Origin of the sequence: Methanobrevibacter curvatus (assembly GCF_001639295.1) — an archaeon.
In the GTDB taxonomy this organism is placed as follows: domain Archaea; phylum Methanobacteriota; class Methanobacteria; order Methanobacteriales; family Methanobacteriaceae; genus Methanoflexus; species Methanoflexus curvatus.
The window spans coordinates 1-16,859 of sequence record NZ_LWMV01000187.1; the positions used below are offsets into that span (position 1 = coordinate 1).

A 16,859-nucleotide genomic window follows, 5' to 3' on the forward strand; every position below is an offset into this window, starting at 1 on the left:
ATTATAATAAAATAAATAAATTTAAAAAATATTTAAAAATATTTAAAAAAAAATATTATAAAAAATTATAAAATGATCTATAAAAAATTATAAAATAATTTATAAAAATTATAATAACATTATAATATTTAAAAAATATCTATTTTTTAACCTCATAATCAGCATCAATGGTATCATCATCAGGGTTAGATTGGTTAGGATCTTGACCATTACCACCTTGAGCTTCTTGTTGGGCTTGTTGTTGAGCTTGAGCTTCTTGATAAATTTTAGCACCTATTTCTTGAAGGATTTTACTGAGTTCTTCAGTTTTATTCTTAATAGATTCAACATCATCACCAGGAATAAGTTCTCTTAATTCTCCAACAAGTTTTTCAACATTAGATTTTTCATCATCAGAAACTTTTTCTTTTAAATCTTCAAGGGTTTTCTCAGCAGTGTAGATTGTAGAATCTGCATTATTTCTGATTTCAATTTCTTCTTGTTTCTTTTTATCCTCTTCAGCATTTAATTCAGCCTCTTTAACTTTTTGATCAATTTCTTCATCGGATAACTTATTAGAAGCTGTAATGGTTATAGATTGCTCTTTACCTGTTCCTTTATCTTGGGCAGCTACATTAATAATACCATTTGCATCAATATCAAATGTAACTTCAATTTGTGGCATTCCTCTTGGTGCAGGTGGAATATCTACCAATTGGAATCTTCCAAGGGTTGTATTATCATTAGCCATTGGACGTTCACCTTGTAAAATATGGATATCTACTGAAGGCTGATTGTCTGCAGCTGTTGAGAATATTTGACTTTTTTTAGCAGGAATTGTAGTGTTCCTATCAATTAATTTTGTTGAAACTCCACCTAAGGTTTCAATACCTAAAGACAATGGAGTTACATCTAATAAAACTAAATCTTTGATTTCACCAGCTAAAACTCCACCTTGAATGGCTGCACCCATTGCAACACATTCCATTGGGTCAATTCCTCTTTCAACTTCTTTTCCAGCAAAATCTTGGACAAATTTTTGAACAGCTGGCATTCTAGTAGGTCCACCAACGAGAATAACTTTGTCAATGTCTTTTTTATTTAATTTAGCATCTTTTAATGCCTGTTCCATTGGAGTTCCACATTTTTTAATTATAGGATCAACTAACTCTTCTAATTTAGCTCTTGAAATGGTATTAATAAGATTTTTAGGACCATCTTCAGCCATTGTAATGAAAGGCAAGTTTATTTCAGTGGTTAAAGTAGTAGACAATTCAATTTTAGCCTTTTCAGCAGCTTCTCTAAGTCTTTGAACAGCTTGGTCATCATCCATCAAGTCAATACCAGTTCCATTTTTAAATTCACTGGCTAAATACTTGAGTATAATGTTATCCATGTCGGTTCCACCAAGTTTAGTATCCCCACTAGTAGATTTAACTTCAAATACTCCTCCACCAAATTCCATGACGGTTACATCAAGAGTACCTCCACCTAAATCAAAGACTAATATTTCAACATCATCATCACTCTGTTTATCTAAACCATATGCTAAACTTGCAGCTGTTGGTTCATTAACTAATCTTACAACATCTAATCCAGCTATTGTACCTGCATCTTTAGTTGCAGTTCTTTGATTATCATCAAAATAAGCAGGAACTGTGATAACTGCTTTTTTAACTTCCTCACCAAGGAATGATTCAGCATCTTTTTTGATTTTTTGTAAGATAAAAGCTGAAATCTCTTGAGGAGTGTAAGCTTTTCCTTGAATATTAACTTTATAATCTGTTCCCATGCTTCTTTTAATAGCACTAATAGTATTTTCTGGATTTGTAACTGCTTGTCTTCTTGCAGGTTCACCAACTAATTTTTGACCATCAGCAGTAAATGCAACATATGATGGAAATGCCTTACCATATTGACTTGCTCCCTCAGCACTTGGAATTACTGTAGGTTTTCCACCAACAAGAACAGCTGCTGCTGAGTTACTTGTACCTAAATCAATTCCAATAATTTTTTCTTTTTTAGTATCTTCTGCCATAAATATCACCTGATTTTTTGATTAAATTTTTTTTGATTAAATTTTAGAAATTTTTTAGATTAAAAATTTTTTAGATTAAAATAAATTAATAAAATAATAAATTAATAAATATATTTTAAAAAATATTAAAAAAAATGTATAATTATATATAAATAAACATAAGACATATGAAAATTACATTTTATTAAAAATAATTAATAAAATTTCAAATTAAAGATATAAAATTTAATTAAATAAAGAAATTTTATTTTTTACAAACTCTAACTTTAGGATACTTTATAATTTTATCTTTTATCATGTATCCTTTCATTACTTCATCTATTATCTCACCATTTTCATGGTCATCACTTTGAGCAGTCATTAAGGCTTCATGTTTTAAAGGATCAAAAATCTCGCCTTTTGTAGGAATTTCTTTTAATCCCTCTTTTTCAAGAGTGGATTTTAATTTAGAGTAAATCAATTCAACACCTTCACGAAGCTCTTTTTTAGTTTTAGATTGGTTAATAGCTCTTTCAAGGTCTTCATAACTTTCTAAAATATTTAATATTAACTGTTCATTAGCAAATTTGACAATGGCTATTTTTTCTTTCTCAACTTGCTTTTTAGAATTTTCAAAGTCAGCTTGCAATCTTTGGAGATGAGATATAATTTCAGATTTTTCCTCTTCTAATTTATCAATAGTTTCTTGACATTTTGAGAGTTTATCTTTCTTTCCTTTTATTTTTTCATCTCCTTCTTCTTTCGTTTTAGATTGATTAATTTTTTCATTTTCTAATGAATCATCTAATGAATCATCTTGTGAATCATCTAACTCTTCATCAAAATCTTCATTATTTTTTTTATTTTCATCAACCATATCGTCACCTAATTTTTGGAAATAAAATAAGATTATTAAATTAATAAAATAAAATTAATTAAACATTAATAAATATTATATTTAAAAAATAATATTATACAGTAAAATATTATACAGTATAAATTATACAGTAAAATTTTATCAAATTTCTATTTTAAAACTAAAGTAATTTAAATCAAATATAATAAACATTTAAGAGGTTGTAAAGGTTTAAATAATATAAACAATCTAATTAACATCCAAAAAAAATAATAAAAATTAATTATAACGTTTAAGCCATTAATAAATTGTTAAATTTAGTAGAAATTATGATAAAAAATTAAAGTAACAAAAAGTTATTTTTGTATACTATATTATAATAACAAAATGTTATATAAATGTTTCGGTTTTTAGTAACCTAAAGTTATATTAATGAGTTTAAACAATATAAATTCATGACACAAAATAACGATAATAAAAAAAATGACTTTTATAATGTAGATATGGAAGACATTTTAGATGTTATGGGGTGTAGAACCCGGCGAGAAATAATAAATCTACTAAGAAAAGAACCTAGATTTGTAAGCGAAATATCTCAAGAACTTGAAATAGGTCAAAAAGCTATTATAGAGCATTTAAAAGCAATGGAAGAATTAGGAATGTTAAATTCTTCATTTAAAAAGATAGTACGAGGAAGACCAAGAAAATACTATGATATGCCCCATGATTTTAGCATAAACATTACTATAACAAAAAACTCATTGGATATTCAAATTACTGAAGACAATTTAAACTTAAAACAACTACCATCTGGAGATGAATGGTCAAAGCTATTAGAAATAGAAAAAAAAATAGATCAAGGTCATTGGGAAGCCATTGAAGATTTAAAAAACCAATTACGATTATACAATAACTTAAAAGAAAGAGCTGAGTATATCTTAGAAAGAATAAACAGAACTGAATTCTAATGATTAAAGAAGAAAATAACTTGGAAAACCAACAGAAAAATTAAAATTAATTGTTTCCCTTGAATAAAATCTTCTTTTTTGCTAATATTTTCATGACTGATTTAATTTTAGATCTGATTTTAGATTTGATTTTAGCTATTTTTCTATAGTTATTAATGAGGTTAAAAAAGCCTGTAATCAATGAAATATTCATTACATCCCATGTTTATTAAAATCTTTAAGTGGATATTTTAAATTAGACTTTAATGAAATATTATGCTTCTTATTTTCAAAAATAGTGGCTTTAACACATCTCATTTTTCTAAAATTATGAGCATATTTCTTTTCTAGTATAAATTTATGGTTTTTAAACTGTAAAAAGAAATCGTATTCTGATTTTTTATCTAAAAAATATTCCCACTTTAATTTAAACATTTTCTTTTCTTTAATGTAATCAAAGTATATTGTTTCTCCTGTGCTAGGATTAGATAATAATAGCTTAAGATTTTTGTTGATTACATCATCACTCATTAAAAAAACATACAAACCATCTTTTTTAGGAGTAATTTTAAAAATGTTTTTTACTAAAATACTTTGAATATTAGATTTGAAATTTATTGTATTATCATCACTACACACATTGGACTTGATTTCTCTTTGATTATATTGATTATATTGATTAATTTGGTTAGATTGATTATATTGATTAACTTGGTTAGATTGATTATGCTGATTAACTTGGTTAGACTGATTATACTGATTAATTTGATTTTCTTTTGCTTGATCATTCCTTAAATATTCTTCATTTAGGTCAGTAGCTATTTTATTATTGTTAGATAAAATACTAAATTTATTATTTTTAAGTGAAAATAAAAAGTATGTAAAATCATAATTAGTATTGTTAGAAAGATTAAAAATAAAATTATCTGATTTTACAGCAAAGATAAATGTTTTATCATTACTATCAACTATTTCATCTGTAATTTTCAAGTTATCTAATTTATTAGAAATATCATTTATGTATATTCTTTTAAAAAATTCATAATTTCCTATGATAATTTTTAAATATAAATCAAAGACATCTATTTTTTGATATGAAAAATCATTAGATGTATCAGTAAGATTAATTAAAGATAGTAGCTCAATGATTGTATTTTTATTTAATTGAACTTGAGATTTTTTAATTTTAATGGCTATTCTTTTATGGGTGATTCTATCCTTTATAAGAATGTATTTTTCTCCAGGAAATTTAAAATTTTTAAAATTGAAAGTTAAAACATCATTATCAATAGAAAAATTTAATTCATAGGAATTTAAGGAATCTTCAAGTGATTTTCGTAATTTTTCCTTTATATTATCAGTAAAACTCATTTTATCAATTAGACATCTTTATTATAAAAATTTTTATTATTAAAAATTAAAAGAAAATTTTAAAAAAATTATTTATAAAAATATTATTTAAAAGAATATTACTCTAAAAAGATATTATCTAAAAATATATTATCTAAAAAGATATTATTTAAAAAGATATTATTTAAAAAAAATATTATTTAAATTTTATCTAAAAAATATTATTAAAAAAAGGCACTTATTAAAAAAATCTGATTTAATATTAAACATAATCAAACAAATTTCCAAAATTAACAAGTTTAACTTTATTGATTAAATTTTTATTCTTTTCAGATTCATCATTATTCCTGTCTTTAACAAGATCATTGTTCAAATGCTTAGTAAAATCATCATCTAAAATATTCTTTGTATCAAAAATAATAGGAGTTTCCATATATTTTGCAATATCAATAAAATTTAAATCTTTAAATTCATTGTGATCAGTTAAAATCAAAATAAGGTTAGCTTTAAAAATAGCTTCATCAAAAGAATCTATTTTTTTAAATCCATCAATGGCTTTAACATGAGGATCATAAGAAACTAAATTATATCCTTCATTTTCTAATAACTTATAGATTTTTAAGGCTGGAGATTCGCGAATATCATCTGTGTTGCCTTTATATGATAATCCTAAAATAGTTATTTTAATATTTTTCTTATCACCCTCTATTTTAGAAAAATTTTCATTACCTTTAAATTCTTTTGAAATAATTTTATTGACTGCGTTAAATACAAAGTCTGGCATTAAATTGTTGGTGTCTCTTGAATGTTTAATTATTTTAGCTGTATCTGGAGCAAGCGAATAAATAAAATAAGGATCAATGGCTAAACAGTGTCCACCAACACCTGGTCCTGGAGAATGTAAGTTAACACGTGGATGTTTATTTGCCAATTTAATAACTTCTAAGCCATTAACATCAATTTTATTGCAAATTTTTATTAATTCATTTGCAAGAGCTATATTGACATCTCTAAAAGTATTTTCCATACATTTGCTCATTTCAGCTGTTTTTGCTTCAGTTTTAAAAATTTCACCTTTAACAAATATTCTATAAACATCAATAGCCTTATCAGCACAAACATCTGTTAATCCTCCTACAATTCTATCATTATGTATTAATTCTTCGATAATTTGACCAGGTAGAACTCTTTCAGGGCAATGTGCAAAATATAAATCTTCACCTATTGTAAAACCAACTTCTTCAAAAATAGGTGCAATAAATTCATCACTAGACATTGGGGCTATTGTAGATTCAACTATGACAATGTTTCCTTCGTTTAATACAGGTAATATTGATTTAGATGCATCCTCAACATAGGATAAATCACAGCTTAAATCTAAGATATTTGCAGGTGTTGGAACAGTAATAATAAAAACATCTGCTTCTTCAACAACTGTAGATGCTCTGTAACTACCATTAGAAATAGCCATTTGAAGAATTTCTAATAATCCTTCTTCTGCAATGTGAATGGTTCCATTGTTTAATTTATTAACAACTTCCTCATTAACATCTACTCCTAAAACTTCACAGCCATTTTTTGCAAAAAGTAAAGCTGTTGGAAGACCAATATATCCTTGCCCAATAACACAAATCTTCATTTAAGCACCAACCTATAATAAACAAAATAATTAAAAATTAAGTAAAACTAAGTAAAACTAAGTAAAACTAAGTAAAATTAAGTAAAACTAAATTAGAAAATTGAAAAATATTAAATATTTATTAAATCATAAACCAAATATATAAATATACATTTATTAGTAAATATATAAGTAATTAAATAAATAATTTGTCTTTTAAAAAGCAGTGCCTGTGTCAAAACTTTTGGTAAGAAAAATCTCAAAAATTTATTAAAAAATTAAAAAATTAAAAAAAGGGAATTAATATGAAAAAAATATTGGTTACTGGTAGAGCAGGATTTATAGGATTAAATTTTTGTAAAAAGCTTTTAGATGAATGGTTTAAAAAATAATTAGCTATTTTAAAAAAGAATTTAAAGATCTAAGACTAAAAATAATTTTTTCTAAAAATTTAGAAGATTTTATATTAGTAATTTTATAATTAGCTTAATATTAAGGACTATATATTTATATTATTGTATTTACTAAAATTTTATTATATTTGCTAAATTTTATTATATTTACTAAAAAAACTTTATTATTAAAATTATTTATTATATGCTCTTATTAAAGAATTTGGTGATGACATAATGAATATTACTGTTATTGGAACTGGATATGTTGGTTTAGTTACAGGAACTTGCTTTTCTGATATGGGAAACAAAGTATACTGTGTAGATATTATTGAAGAAAAAATAGAAGATTTAAAAAAAGGTATTATTCCCATATATGAAAATGACCTTGAAGAAATGGTAGTTAAGAATTATAAGAATGGAAACCTTCTTTTTACCACTAATTTAGAAGAAGGAATAAAAAATTCAAATATTTGTTTTATTGCAGTTGGAACACCAATGGCTAAAGACAGAAGTGCCGATTTAACTGCCATTTACAAAATAGCTAAAAATTTAGGGGAAATTATAGATCATGACATGATTGTTGTTACTAAGTCAACCGTCCCTGTTGGAACTGGAGATAAAATTAAAGAAATAATTGCTGAAGAATTTAAAAAACTAAATAAGCCATGGCAAGTTCATGTTGTATCAAATCCAGAATTTTTAAAAGAAGGAACAGCTGTTGCAGATTCAATGAGACCAGATAGAGTAGTAATAGGAAGCGATGATGAAAAAACAATAGAAATATTAAAAGAATTATACTATCCATTTGTAAAAAACCATGACAGATTTATTATCATGGATATTAGAAGTGCAGAAATGAGTAAATATGCATCTAATGCTATGCTTGCAACCCGAATTTCATTTATGAATGAAATGGCAATGATTTGTGAAAAAACTGGTGCAGATGTGAACAAAGTTCGTTTAGGTGTTGGAAGCGATAGCAGAATTGGATACAGCTTTCTTTATGCTGGTTGTGGATATGGAGGAAGTTGTTTTCCAAAAGATGTTCAAGCATTGATTAAAGTTAGTGAAAATTATAATTATACTCCTAAAATTCTAAAAGAAGTAGAAAATATAAATTATGAGATGAAAAAAATATTATTTGAAAAAATCAAGAAATATTTTTTAGAGACAAAAGGATTAAAAGATTTAAAAGGATTAAAAATAGCTATTTGGGGATTATCATTTAAACCTGGAACAGATGATATGAGAGAATCAACATCTGTTGTTTTAATCAAAGAATTAATATCTTCTGGAGTTTATATTAACTCATATGATCCTAAAGCAGTCAATGAAGCTAAAAAAATATTGAATGACCAATTATATAAAGAAAAAATCAGCTATTTCAATGATAAATACGAAGCAACAGAAGATTGTGATGGATTGGTACTTGTTACAGAATGGAATGAATTTAGAAGTCCTGATTTTAAAATTTTAGAAAATAATTTAAAAAATAAAGTAATTTTTGATGGTAGGAATCAATATAACAATGATTTATTAAAAAATTTAGGATTTAAATACTATCAAATTGGTGTTTTAGAAGATTTTTAACTTTTATTTTAAATAAAAAACTAAAGTAAAAAATGTAAAAAATAAAAAAAACAATTAAGAAAATATAAAAAATAAAAAACTAAAAAAATTTTAAAAATCAAGGTGAAAAATATGAAAATTTTAGTTACAGGTGCAAAAGGAATGCTGGGAACTGATTTAATTGAAATTTTATCAAAAAATCATGAAATAATAGCTACAGATATTAATGAAGACGAAAATACAATTTCACTTGATATAAGCAGATTAAATGAAGTCAAAGAAAAAGTAGATTTAATAAAACCAGATATAATTATAAATGTAGCTGCATTTACAGATGTTGATGGGTGTGAGACAAATGAAGAGCTGGCATATACAATAAATGCCATTGGTCCAAAAAATTTAAGTATTGCATCTAGAATGGTTGATGCTAAGATATTACACATCTCAACAGACTATGTTTTTTCAGGAGATAAAAAATCTTATGATGAAGCAGACTCAACAGGACCATTAAGTGCCTATGGAAGAACAAAGCTTGCAGGTGAAGAATTTATTAAAGATTACACTGAAAAATACTTTATTTTTAGAACAGCATGGCTTTATGGATACCATGGTAAGAATTTTGTTAAAACTATGTTAAACTTATCAAAAAATAATGAAGAAATATCTGTTGTAGATGATCAACATGGTTCTCCTACGTTTACAAGAGATCTCTCTTATGCAATTGCCAAAATCATAGAAACAGATAAATATGGAATATATCACATTACTAACTCTGACAACTGTAGTTGGTATGAATTTAGTAAGGAAATTTTTAAAATAGCAGGAAATGATGTTAAAGTTAAAGCAGTCACAAGTGAAGAATTTGATAGACCTGCTCCACGACCAAAATATTCTATTTTAAATAACAAAAAATGGAAAAAAGAGGGTTTTACTCCACTTAGATCATATAAAGAAGCATTAAAAGAATATTTAGAATTAGAATTAAAAGAATATTAAAAAATATTAAGAAAAAAATAAAAGTTAATAAAAATAAAAGTTAAAGTTAAAAAAAAATTAAAAAAATAAAGGTTAAAATTAATAAAAATAAAATTATTTTTTCTAGTTAGAATATTTAGAGAATTATTAATAAAATTAATTAAAAAAAATTAATTAAAAAGGAATGATATGATGAAAGGAATTGTTTTAGCTGGAGGTTCAGGTACAAGACTTTATCCAATTACAAAGGCAGTCTCAAAGCAGTTATTACCAGTTTATGATAAACCAATGATTTACTACCCAATATCAATTTTATTATTATGTGGAATTAAAGAAATCCTTATAATTTCAACACCTGAAGACTTACCAAGATATGAACAACTTCTCGGTGATGGAGACGATTTAGGAATAGAATTCTCTTATAAAGAACAAAAAAATCCAAATGGTTTAGCCGAAGCATTTATAATTGGAGAAGAATTTATTGGAAAAGATACTGTTGCTCTTGTTTTAGGAGATAATATTTTTTATGGGCATAAATTTAGTGAAATTCTTGAAAATGCAGCAAAAGTAAAGCAAGGAGCTATTATTTTTGGATATTATACTCAAAATCCTGAAGATTTTGGTGTTGTTGAATTTGACAATGCTGGAAAAGCCTTATCAATTGAAGAAAAGCCAAAACATCCTAAATCTGATTATATTATACCAGGATTATATTTTTATGACAACAATGTTATTGAAATAGCTAAAAAGATTAAACCATCAAAAAGAGGAGAATTGGAAATTAGCTCAGTAAATGAAGAATATTTAAAAAGTGGAAATCTTAAAGTTGAGATATTAGGAAGAGGAATGGCTTGGCTAGATACAGGTACTCATATAGGTCTTCTTGAAGCTAACAACTTTATAGAAACAATTCAAAAAAGACAAGGGTTATACATTGCATGTTTAGAAGAAATATCTTACAACAAAGGATATATTTCAAGAGAAAAGCTTATAAAAAAAGGAAAATCTTTGAAAAAAACCGATTATGGCCAATATCTTTTAAAGTTATCAAAACATGGAAAATAAATAATAAAAATTTTAAAAAATACCAAGCAATCAAAATAGTACAGGATAATATAAAACAAAATATTTATATTTTTAAAAAAGAAGAATATTATAAAACAATATACTATTATATTAAAAAGATAGAATATATTATATAAAAGATTGAATATTCTATAAGAATTGAATATTCTATAAAAACTGTAAGATAATATATAAAACATTGAATATTAATAATAACCATTTATTTAATATAACTAATATAACTTTCAATTTAATTTTAACATTAGGTGCATTAATGATTAATCATAGGTTTTTTGCAAATTTTAAAAAATATAGGTTTCTTTTATTTGAACTAATTAAGAAAAATTTAACTGTGAAATATAAAGACTCTGTTTTAGGAGTTTTATGGAGTCTTATAAATCCTGCTTTAAGTTCTTTGGTTCTAGCTTTTGTGTTTGGATTTTTCTTTGCAAATTCCATAGAGAACTTTGTAATCTATGTTTTAATCGGTTATATTACTTATCATTTCTTTGCATCTGCGACAAAAGGAGCTATGAATTCAATAAGAGGTGGGGCATCGATTCTAAAAAAAATTTATGTTCCAAAATATATCTATCCATTAAGTATAACACTAACAGAAATAGTAAACTATTTAATTTCAATGATAGTTTTAGCAATATTTATGATTGTAACTGCTTGTCCTTTTTCAATTTATAATTTACTGGCCATTTTACCTATAATATTACTTTGTTTCTTTGCATTTGGGTGTGGACTCATTTTAGCATCAATTTATGTATTTTTCAGAGATATTAAATATCTATATAATGTATTTACTCAGCTATTGATGTATGGATCAGCAATTTTTTACGATATTAGCACAAGAGTTCCAGACCAATATAAAATGTTCTTCAATTTAAACCCAGTTTACTGTGCCATAAGCAATTTTAGAGATACCATACTCTATGCAAAGTTTCCAAATCTTTATTTGCTTGAATATCAAGCTATTACAGCTTTAATAGTAGTTGTTGTAGGTTTAATTGTATTTTATAAAACTCAAAATAAATTTATTCTTCATTTATAATATTCTGGTGTTTTAATGATATTTTCAAAAAACAACGATAAAAAAAATAAAAAAAATGATAAGGATAAAAACGAAGAAAAGAATAAAGAGAAGAATAAAGAAAAAACAAACTTTCCTGAATATGTAAAAAAATATTATGATGATGACAATAAGTTACTATTTATTTATGATAGCAAAAAAATAGCTATTGGTCAAAATCCTGAATATCCAATGGAATTTTTAGAAAAGGGTGCAAATGGATTTCCTAAAGAAATAGTACTATATGAAAAATTGAAAAAAGGCAAAAATGATATTAGTATTAAACACTTATTTAAATATGATTTTGAAAAAAATGAATACATTAAAGATTTAAATGAAATAAAAAGATTAGAAGAAATAAAAAATTTAAATGATTTAAAAAAATTAGTAGAATTTAATGATTTAAAAACAACAATAAGCGAAAAACAAAGCCAAAAAAATAAAAGTGGATTAAATAAAGAAAAATTAAATAAAGAAGAATTAAATAAAAAAGAGTTAAATGACAAAGAAACAGATAAAAAAAATAAAACAGAAGAAGTAAAATTCAATTCTAAGAATCTATTGGTAAAAAAACCAAATGTTAAATATGCAATTGAAGTTAGAAATGTATCAATGGTGTTTAAGCTATTTAGTGAAAAACTTGATAATATAAAAGAATATGCAATAAAAAAAATTAAAGGACAAGCTAAAAAACAAGAATTCCATGCACTAAGCGATGTTTCATTTTTAATAGAAAAAGGAGATCGATTAGGAATAATTGGCTTAAATGGGGCTGGAAAAAGTACTTTGCTTAAAATCATATCTGGAGTAATGAAACCAACAAAAGGCAAAATTATAGTTAGGGGAAAGATAACTCCACTTTTAGAGTTAGGTGCTGGGTTTGATCCAAATTATACAGGTAGAGAAAATATATTTTTAAATGGATCAATATTAGGATTTTCAAGAGAATTTTTAGAGAGTAAATTCGAAGAAATTGTTGAATATTCTGATTTAGGTAAATTTATTGAAGTCCCAGTGAAAAACTACTCTTCTGGAATGAAAGCAAAATTAGGATTTTCAATTTCAACAGTTTTAAACCCTGAAATATTAATTCTTGATGAAGTATTATCTGTTGGTGATCTTAAATTTAAAAAAAAAGCGGATGCAAGAATTCGAGAGCTATTTGAATCAGGTGCAACTATTATTTTAGTTTCTCATAGTATAAAACAAATAAAAAAATTATGTAATAAATGTTTATGGCTTGATCAAGGCAAATTAAAGATGTTTGGAGAAACAAAAGAAGTTTGTGATACATATGAGAGAATTAATACTGAAGAAAAGAAGAAAAAAGCTAAACCAAAAACACCAGTAAAAACCCCTGTTAAAAATAAAGAAACTGTAAAAGCTAAGAAAAAAGAAGATATAGACGAGCCAAAAAAAATAAAGGAAATTAAAGAAAAAGGAGAAATGCAAAAAGAAGAAAATAAAGAAGAAAGTAAAAAAGAAAATAAAGAAGAACAAAGTAATAATATTGAAAACCCAGAAGAAACAAAAGAAATTAGCAAAACAGCTGAAACAATTGAAGATCCAGGAGTAATTCAACTGAAAAAAATAAAAAAAACAATGCAAGAATTAGAAGAAAAAATAGCTGGGTTAACAAATGAAGAAGAAATAGAAGAAATAAAAGAAAAAACAGTTCCAAAAGAAAATCCTGAAAATTAATGATATTATGAAACATAAAACATCTAAAATAGCTGTTGTTATTCCTAACTACAATGACCTTAAATATTTAAAAAATTGTTTAAAATCCATAGAAAAAGCAAAATTCGATGATTTAAATATAATCATTGTTGATAATGGATCAGATGAAGAAACAATTAGATATTTAAATGATAAAGTATCAAAAAATCCAAATCATAAAACAAACCAATTAAAAAGATTAAAATACCATCTTATTTCAAATAAGAAAAATTTAGGGTTTTCAAAAGCTGTTAATCAGGGGATTGAATATTCAAATATACTCAATATTGAATATATTTGTTTATTAAACAATGATTTAGAAATTGATGAAAATTATTTTATAAAAATCCTTGAAGCCATTGAAAATGATGACACAATATTTTCTGTAAGTAGTAAAATGATAAGATATTATGAAAGAGATATAATAGACGATGCTGGTGATGAATACACTATTTTAGGATGGACATATAAAAATGGCGATGGAAAAGAAATAAATAAATTTAATAAAATTTATGAAGTCTTTTCATCATGTGGTGGAGCAGCCATTTATAGAAAAGATATTTTAGATAAAATTGGATATTTTGATGAAGATTACTTTATTTATTTAGAGGATATAGATTTAGGATACAGAAGTCAAATATATGGATATAAAAATGTCTTCTGTCCTTATGCAAAAGTTTATCACATAGTTAGTGGGGCAAGTGGAGGGAAATACAATGAATTTAAAGCAGAAATAGCTGCAAGAAACAACATTTATCTAATTCATAAAAATATGCCATGGCCACAGATAGTTCTAAACATAGGATTTTTAGCTGTTGGATTTTTAATTAAATATTTATTTTTTATAAAAAAAGGATATGGAAATCTTTATTTAAATGGATTAAAAAAAGGGATTAGAAAGTCAAAAAAAATAAAAAAAGTTAAATTTAATAAATCTAATCTCCTAAATTATTTTAAAATTGAATATAAACTAATTATCAATTGTTTTAAATTGTTAAAATAGCTATTTAAACTTTAAAATAAGATTTAAAACTTAAACTATAAATAAATTTAATAAGCTTTAAGTAAATTTAATAAACTTTAATAAATTTAATAAGTATTATATGATGAATTAGCTATTTTTTACACAAAGTTTAAATACTACAAAAAAGAAATAGTTTTATGTTATGCCAAGGTAGCTTAGAGGCGAAGCGGTGGACTGCAGATCCATTACACGGGAGTTCAAATCTCTCCCTTGGCTTGATATCTAAGCTAAAAAATCATAATAATATTGGCACTAATCTTTTGGGGTTATAGTGTAATCTGGCATCATCTGGGACTCCAGTTGTCTTTGAAGAAAAATGCGCAAACTGAAAACAGTATCTATTGGTTAATGATGATCAATTGGAGTACTGAGACAGAGAGATATCCTAGGATCGGGGTTCAAATCCCTGTGACCCCATTTTTATCCCATTTTTATATTTATTAACTTTTTTTATTAATTAAAAATTATCATTATTCTAATTTAATTTTCTGTTTTTTTCTTAAGATTTAATTGTTTATATAATTAATCAAGGTGTTTTTATGGAAAAAATAAATGATATATACTACATTGAAGGATTTGGAGCTGACTCTAATAGCTATTTAATTGGAAACATAATAGTAGATACTGGAACAGGAACTAACAAAGAGTATTTAGAAAAAGAACTTAAAAAAATAGATTATAATTTAAATGATATTGATTTAATAATCAACACTCACTGCCACTTTGATCATATTTGTGGAAATCATTTTTTTAAAGAAGCAAAAATAGCTATTGGAGAAAAAGATAGTGATGCTTTAATAAATCGTGAAAAAAGTAGAATTTTACCATCATTTAGTCATGCTGAAATCGAAATAACAGGAGTAGATATAAAACTCTATGAAAGTGATTATATAGGCGATATATTAAACAAAAATAAAATAGAAATAAAAAATCTTAAAAACAAGTCAAAAATTGATGAATTTGAAGTAATAGAAATACCAGGGCACACAAAAGGTGGAATATGTTTATACGATGGTGAAACATTAATATCTGGAGACACTGTATTTACAAATGGAGGATTTGGTAGAATAGACCTTGGTGGAGATTTAAATGATATGGAAAACTCCTTAAAAAGATTAAAAGATTTAGATGTGAATTATTTACTACCTGGTCATGGCCCATGGGCAGATAATGGTAACTCCCATGTACAACTAGCAAATACAATGTTTGAAAGTTATTATAAATAGCTATTTTAAAAAGCAAACAAAAATTAAGACAAATAAAAGTAAAAAAAAATAATAGCTATTTCATGAATTTTTTAGCTGCTTTTTGAAAACTACCACGTTTAACAAGTATTGAGATTTTATTTCCAGTGTTCAAAACCATATCTCCTTGAGGAATCTTTAATTTTCCTCCAGGGTAACCCGCAATAATAATATAATCTTCTGTTGGTGAAATTTCAGATACTCTCTTACCATTAATTTTTTCATTTGTAATTACCATATCTAAAATCTCAGCATCTCCTTTTCCAAAAGCTGTTAAGTCTGCTACATTAGGTCTTGTAATTAATTTTTCTAAAAATCCTGCAGCTGTTAATTCAGGACTTATAACATCATCAATACCTACTTTTCTAAATGCTTCCTCATGATCTGGATTACTTACACGAGCTATTACTTTAGGAATGTTAAAATCATTAACTAAAATAGATGAAAGTAAATTTGCTTCATCATTACCTGTAGCAGCTACAAAAACATCTGCATCAGTTATATTAGCTTCATTAAGGGTTTTAGTATCTGTACCATTTCCACATATAATTGTGGCATCTAATTCAAGAGCGGCACTTACTCCTTTTTCCTGTTCACTTTCTATTATTGTAATATCCATGCCATCTTTAATTAAAAGATTAGCAAGATTCAACCCAACACGCCCAGCACCCATAATAACAATATACATTTAATCACTCACTACAATTCAATGAACTAAATTATAAAAAAATTTTGATAATTAAAGTTTCTATAAAAAATAACTTTGGAATATATTAAATTTTGATAAAAAATAATAAAAAATAATATGAATAATAAAAACAATGAAAATAAAAAATAATATTTGATAAAAAATAATATTTGATAAAAAATAATATTTGATATATAATATAAAATTTAATAAAAATAAGTAAAAGATTAAGATTTTAATTAAATATAAAAATATCTAAAATTATATTAATTAACATTAAATAAGACATTATTAAATTAAAAATGAAAATATATTATAATTATAGAATATGAATT

At 24.9% G+C, this 16,859-nt stretch carries 14 protein-coding genes and 2 tRNA genes; 10 read left to right on the forward strand and 6 right to left on the reverse strand.

Going from position 1 to position 16,859, the window contains the following annotated elements:
- Nucleotides 1-139 precede the first annotated feature (139 nt).
- Nucleotides 140-2,017 carry a molecular chaperone DnaK gene (dnaK, locus tag MBCUR_RS07030; RefSeq protein ID WP_067091986.1) on the reverse strand — a complete coding sequence of 626 codons (1,878 nt, stop codon included), beginning with the start codon at nucleotides 2,015-2,017 and terminating at the stop codon, nucleotides 140-142.
- 244 nt (nucleotides 2,018-2,261) lie between these two features.
- Entirely contained in the window at nucleotides 2,262-2,873 is a 612-nt protein-coding gene (locus tag MBCUR_RS07035; RefSeq protein WP_084269602.1) for a nucleotide exchange factor GrpE, read from the reverse strand.
- A gap of 434 nt (nucleotides 2,874-3,307) precedes the next feature.
- Here MBCUR_RS07035 and MBCUR_RS07040 point away from each other — a divergent pair, with 434 nt between their 5' ends.
- Nucleotides 3,308-3,820, forward strand: coding sequence for an ArsR/SmtB family transcription factor (locus tag MBCUR_RS07040; RefSeq protein ID WP_067091988.1), 513 nt, complete (start codon nucleotides 3,308-3,310; stop codon nucleotides 3,818-3,820).
- A gap of 46 nt (nucleotides 3,821-3,866) precedes the next feature.
- Here MBCUR_RS07040 and MBCUR_RS10385 read toward each other — a convergent pair whose 3' ends face one another.
- The 3 genes from MBCUR_RS10385 to MBCUR_RS07050 all read right to left on the reverse strand — a co-directional run bounded on the left by MBCUR_RS10385 (nucleotide 3,867) and on the right by MBCUR_RS07050 (nucleotide 6,788).
- Nucleotides 3,867-4,013, reverse strand: a complete 147-nt coding sequence (locus tag MBCUR_RS10385; protein ID WP_157077700.1) for a hypothetical protein — start codon at nucleotides 4,011-4,013, stop codon at nucleotides 3,867-3,869.
- Entirely contained in the window at nucleotides 4,013-5,170 is a 1,158-nt protein-coding gene (locus MBCUR_RS07045; RefSeq protein ID WP_067091990.1) for a hypothetical protein, read from the reverse strand. The genes MBCUR_RS10385 and MBCUR_RS07045 overlap by 1 nt, the downstream gene beginning before the upstream one ends.
- A 241-nt stretch (nucleotides 5,171-5,411) precedes the next feature.
- Nucleotides 5,412-6,788 (reverse strand): nucleotide sugar dehydrogenase, encoded by a 1,377-nt coding sequence (locus tag MBCUR_RS07050; protein ID WP_067091992.1) that lies wholly within the window; start codon nucleotides 6,786-6,788, stop codon nucleotides 5,412-5,414.
- 608 nt (nucleotides 6,789-7,396) lie between these two features.
- Here MBCUR_RS07050 and MBCUR_RS07055 point away from each other — a divergent pair.
- The 9 genes from MBCUR_RS07055 to MBCUR_RS07090 all read left to right on the forward strand — a co-directional run bounded on the left by MBCUR_RS07055 (nucleotide 7,397) and on the right by MBCUR_RS07090 (nucleotide 15,818).
- The gene (locus tag MBCUR_RS07055) at nucleotides 7,397-8,752 is read left to right on the forward strand and encodes a UDP-glucose dehydrogenase family protein (RefSeq protein ID WP_067091994.1); all 1,356 of its coding nucleotides are present in this window, start codon (nucleotides 7,397-7,399) and stop codon (nucleotides 8,750-8,752) included.
- Between the two features lie 111 nt (nucleotides 8,753-8,863).
- Complete coding sequence (rfbD, locus tag MBCUR_RS07060; protein ID WP_067091996.1) at nucleotides 8,864-9,727, forward strand: dTDP-4-dehydrorhamnose reductase; 864 nt, start codon at nucleotides 8,864-8,866, stop codon at nucleotides 9,725-9,727.
- A gap of 171 nt (nucleotides 9,728-9,898) precedes the next feature.
- The gene (rfbA, locus tag MBCUR_RS07065; protein WP_067091998.1) at nucleotides 9,899-10,771 is read left to right on the forward strand and encodes a glucose-1-phosphate thymidylyltransferase RfbA; all 873 of its coding nucleotides are present in this window, start codon (nucleotides 9,899-9,901) and stop codon (nucleotides 10,769-10,771) included.
- Between the two features lie 274 nt (nucleotides 10,772-11,045).
- Nucleotides 11,046-11,831 (forward strand): ABC transporter permease, encoded by a 786-nt coding sequence (locus tag MBCUR_RS07070; RefSeq protein ID WP_067092000.1) that lies wholly within the window; start codon nucleotides 11,046-11,048, stop codon nucleotides 11,829-11,831.
- A gap of 15 nt (nucleotides 11,832-11,846) precedes the next feature.
- On the forward strand, nucleotides 11,847-13,550 hold the full coding sequence (locus tag MBCUR_RS07075; protein WP_067092002.1) for an ABC transporter ATP-binding protein: 1,704 nt from the start codon (nucleotides 11,847-11,849) through the stop codon (nucleotides 13,548-13,550).
- A gap of 7 nt (nucleotides 13,551-13,557) precedes the next feature.
- Complete coding sequence (locus MBCUR_RS07080; RefSeq protein ID WP_067092003.1) at nucleotides 13,558-14,571, forward strand: glycosyltransferase family 2 protein; 1,014 nt, start codon at nucleotides 13,558-13,560, stop codon at nucleotides 14,569-14,571.
- 165 nt (nucleotides 14,572-14,736) lie between these two features.
- Nucleotides 14,737-14,808: transfer RNA gene (locus MBCUR_RS07085), tRNA-Cys, on the forward strand.
- Between the two features lie 46 nt (nucleotides 14,809-14,854).
- Nucleotides 14,855-15,009 (forward strand) — tRNA-Trp (locus MBCUR_RS10390).
- A gap of 122 nt (nucleotides 15,010-15,131) precedes the next feature.
- Nucleotides 15,132-15,818, forward strand: coding sequence for an MBL fold metallo-hydrolase (locus MBCUR_RS07090; protein WP_067092005.1), 687 nt, complete (start codon nucleotides 15,132-15,134; stop codon nucleotides 15,816-15,818).
- Nucleotides 15,819-15,873: 55 nt separating this feature from the next.
- Here MBCUR_RS07090 and MBCUR_RS07095 read toward each other — a convergent pair whose 3' ends face one another.
- Complete coding sequence (locus MBCUR_RS07095; RefSeq protein WP_067092007.1) at nucleotides 15,874-16,524, reverse strand: potassium channel family protein; 651 nt, start codon at nucleotides 16,522-16,524, stop codon at nucleotides 15,874-15,876.
- Between the last annotated feature and the right edge of the window lie 335 nt (nucleotides 16,525-16,859).

Bases quoted from the DNA above. Each gene is read 5' to 3' on its own strand.
- dnaK (WP_067091986.1), bottom strand. From the start codon at position 2,017: ATGGCAGAAGATACTAAAAAAGAAAAAATTATTGGAATTGATTTAGGT.
- MBCUR_RS07035 (WP_084269602.1), bottom strand. From the start codon at position 2,873: ATGGTTGATGAAAATAAAAAAAATAATGAAGATTTTGATGAAGAGTTA.
- MBCUR_RS07040 (WP_067091988.1), top strand. From the start codon at position 3,308: ATGACACAAAATAACGATAATAAAAAAAATGACTTTTATAATGTAGAT.
- MBCUR_RS10385 (WP_157077700.1), bottom strand. From the start codon at position 4,013: ATGAATATTTCATTGATTACAGGCTTTTTTAACCTCATTAATAACTAT.
- MBCUR_RS07045 (WP_067091990.1), bottom strand. From the start codon at position 5,170: ATGAGTTTTACTGATAATATAAAGGAAAAATTACGAAAATCACTTGAA.
- MBCUR_RS07050 (WP_067091992.1), bottom strand. From the start codon at position 6,788: ATGAAGATTTGTGTTATTGGGCAAGGATATATTGGTCTTCCAACAGCT.
- MBCUR_RS07055 (WP_067091994.1), top strand. From the start codon at position 7,397: ATGAATATTACTGTTATTGGAACTGGATATGTTGGTTTAGTTACAGGA.
- rfbD (WP_067091996.1), top strand. From the start codon at position 8,864: ATGAAAATTTTAGTTACAGGTGCAAAAGGAATGCTGGGAACTGATTTA.
- rfbA (WP_067091998.1), top strand. From the start codon at position 9,899: ATGAAAGGAATTGTTTTAGCTGGAGGTTCAGGTACAAGACTTTATCCA.
- MBCUR_RS07070 (WP_067092000.1), top strand. From the start codon at position 11,046: ATGATTAATCATAGGTTTTTTGCAAATTTTAAAAAATATAGGTTTCTT.
- MBCUR_RS07075 (WP_067092002.1), top strand. From the start codon at position 11,847: ATGATATTTTCAAAAAACAACGATAAAAAAAATAAAAAAAATGATAAG.
- MBCUR_RS07080 (WP_067092003.1), top strand. From the start codon at position 13,558: ATGAAACATAAAACATCTAAAATAGCTGTTGTTATTCCTAACTACAAT.
- MBCUR_RS07090 (WP_067092005.1), top strand. From the start codon at position 15,132: ATGGAAAAAATAAATGATATATACTACATTGAAGGATTTGGAGCTGAC.
- MBCUR_RS07095 (WP_067092007.1), bottom strand. From the start codon at position 16,524: ATGTATATTGTTATTATGGGTGCTGGGCGTGTTGGGTTGAATCTTGCT.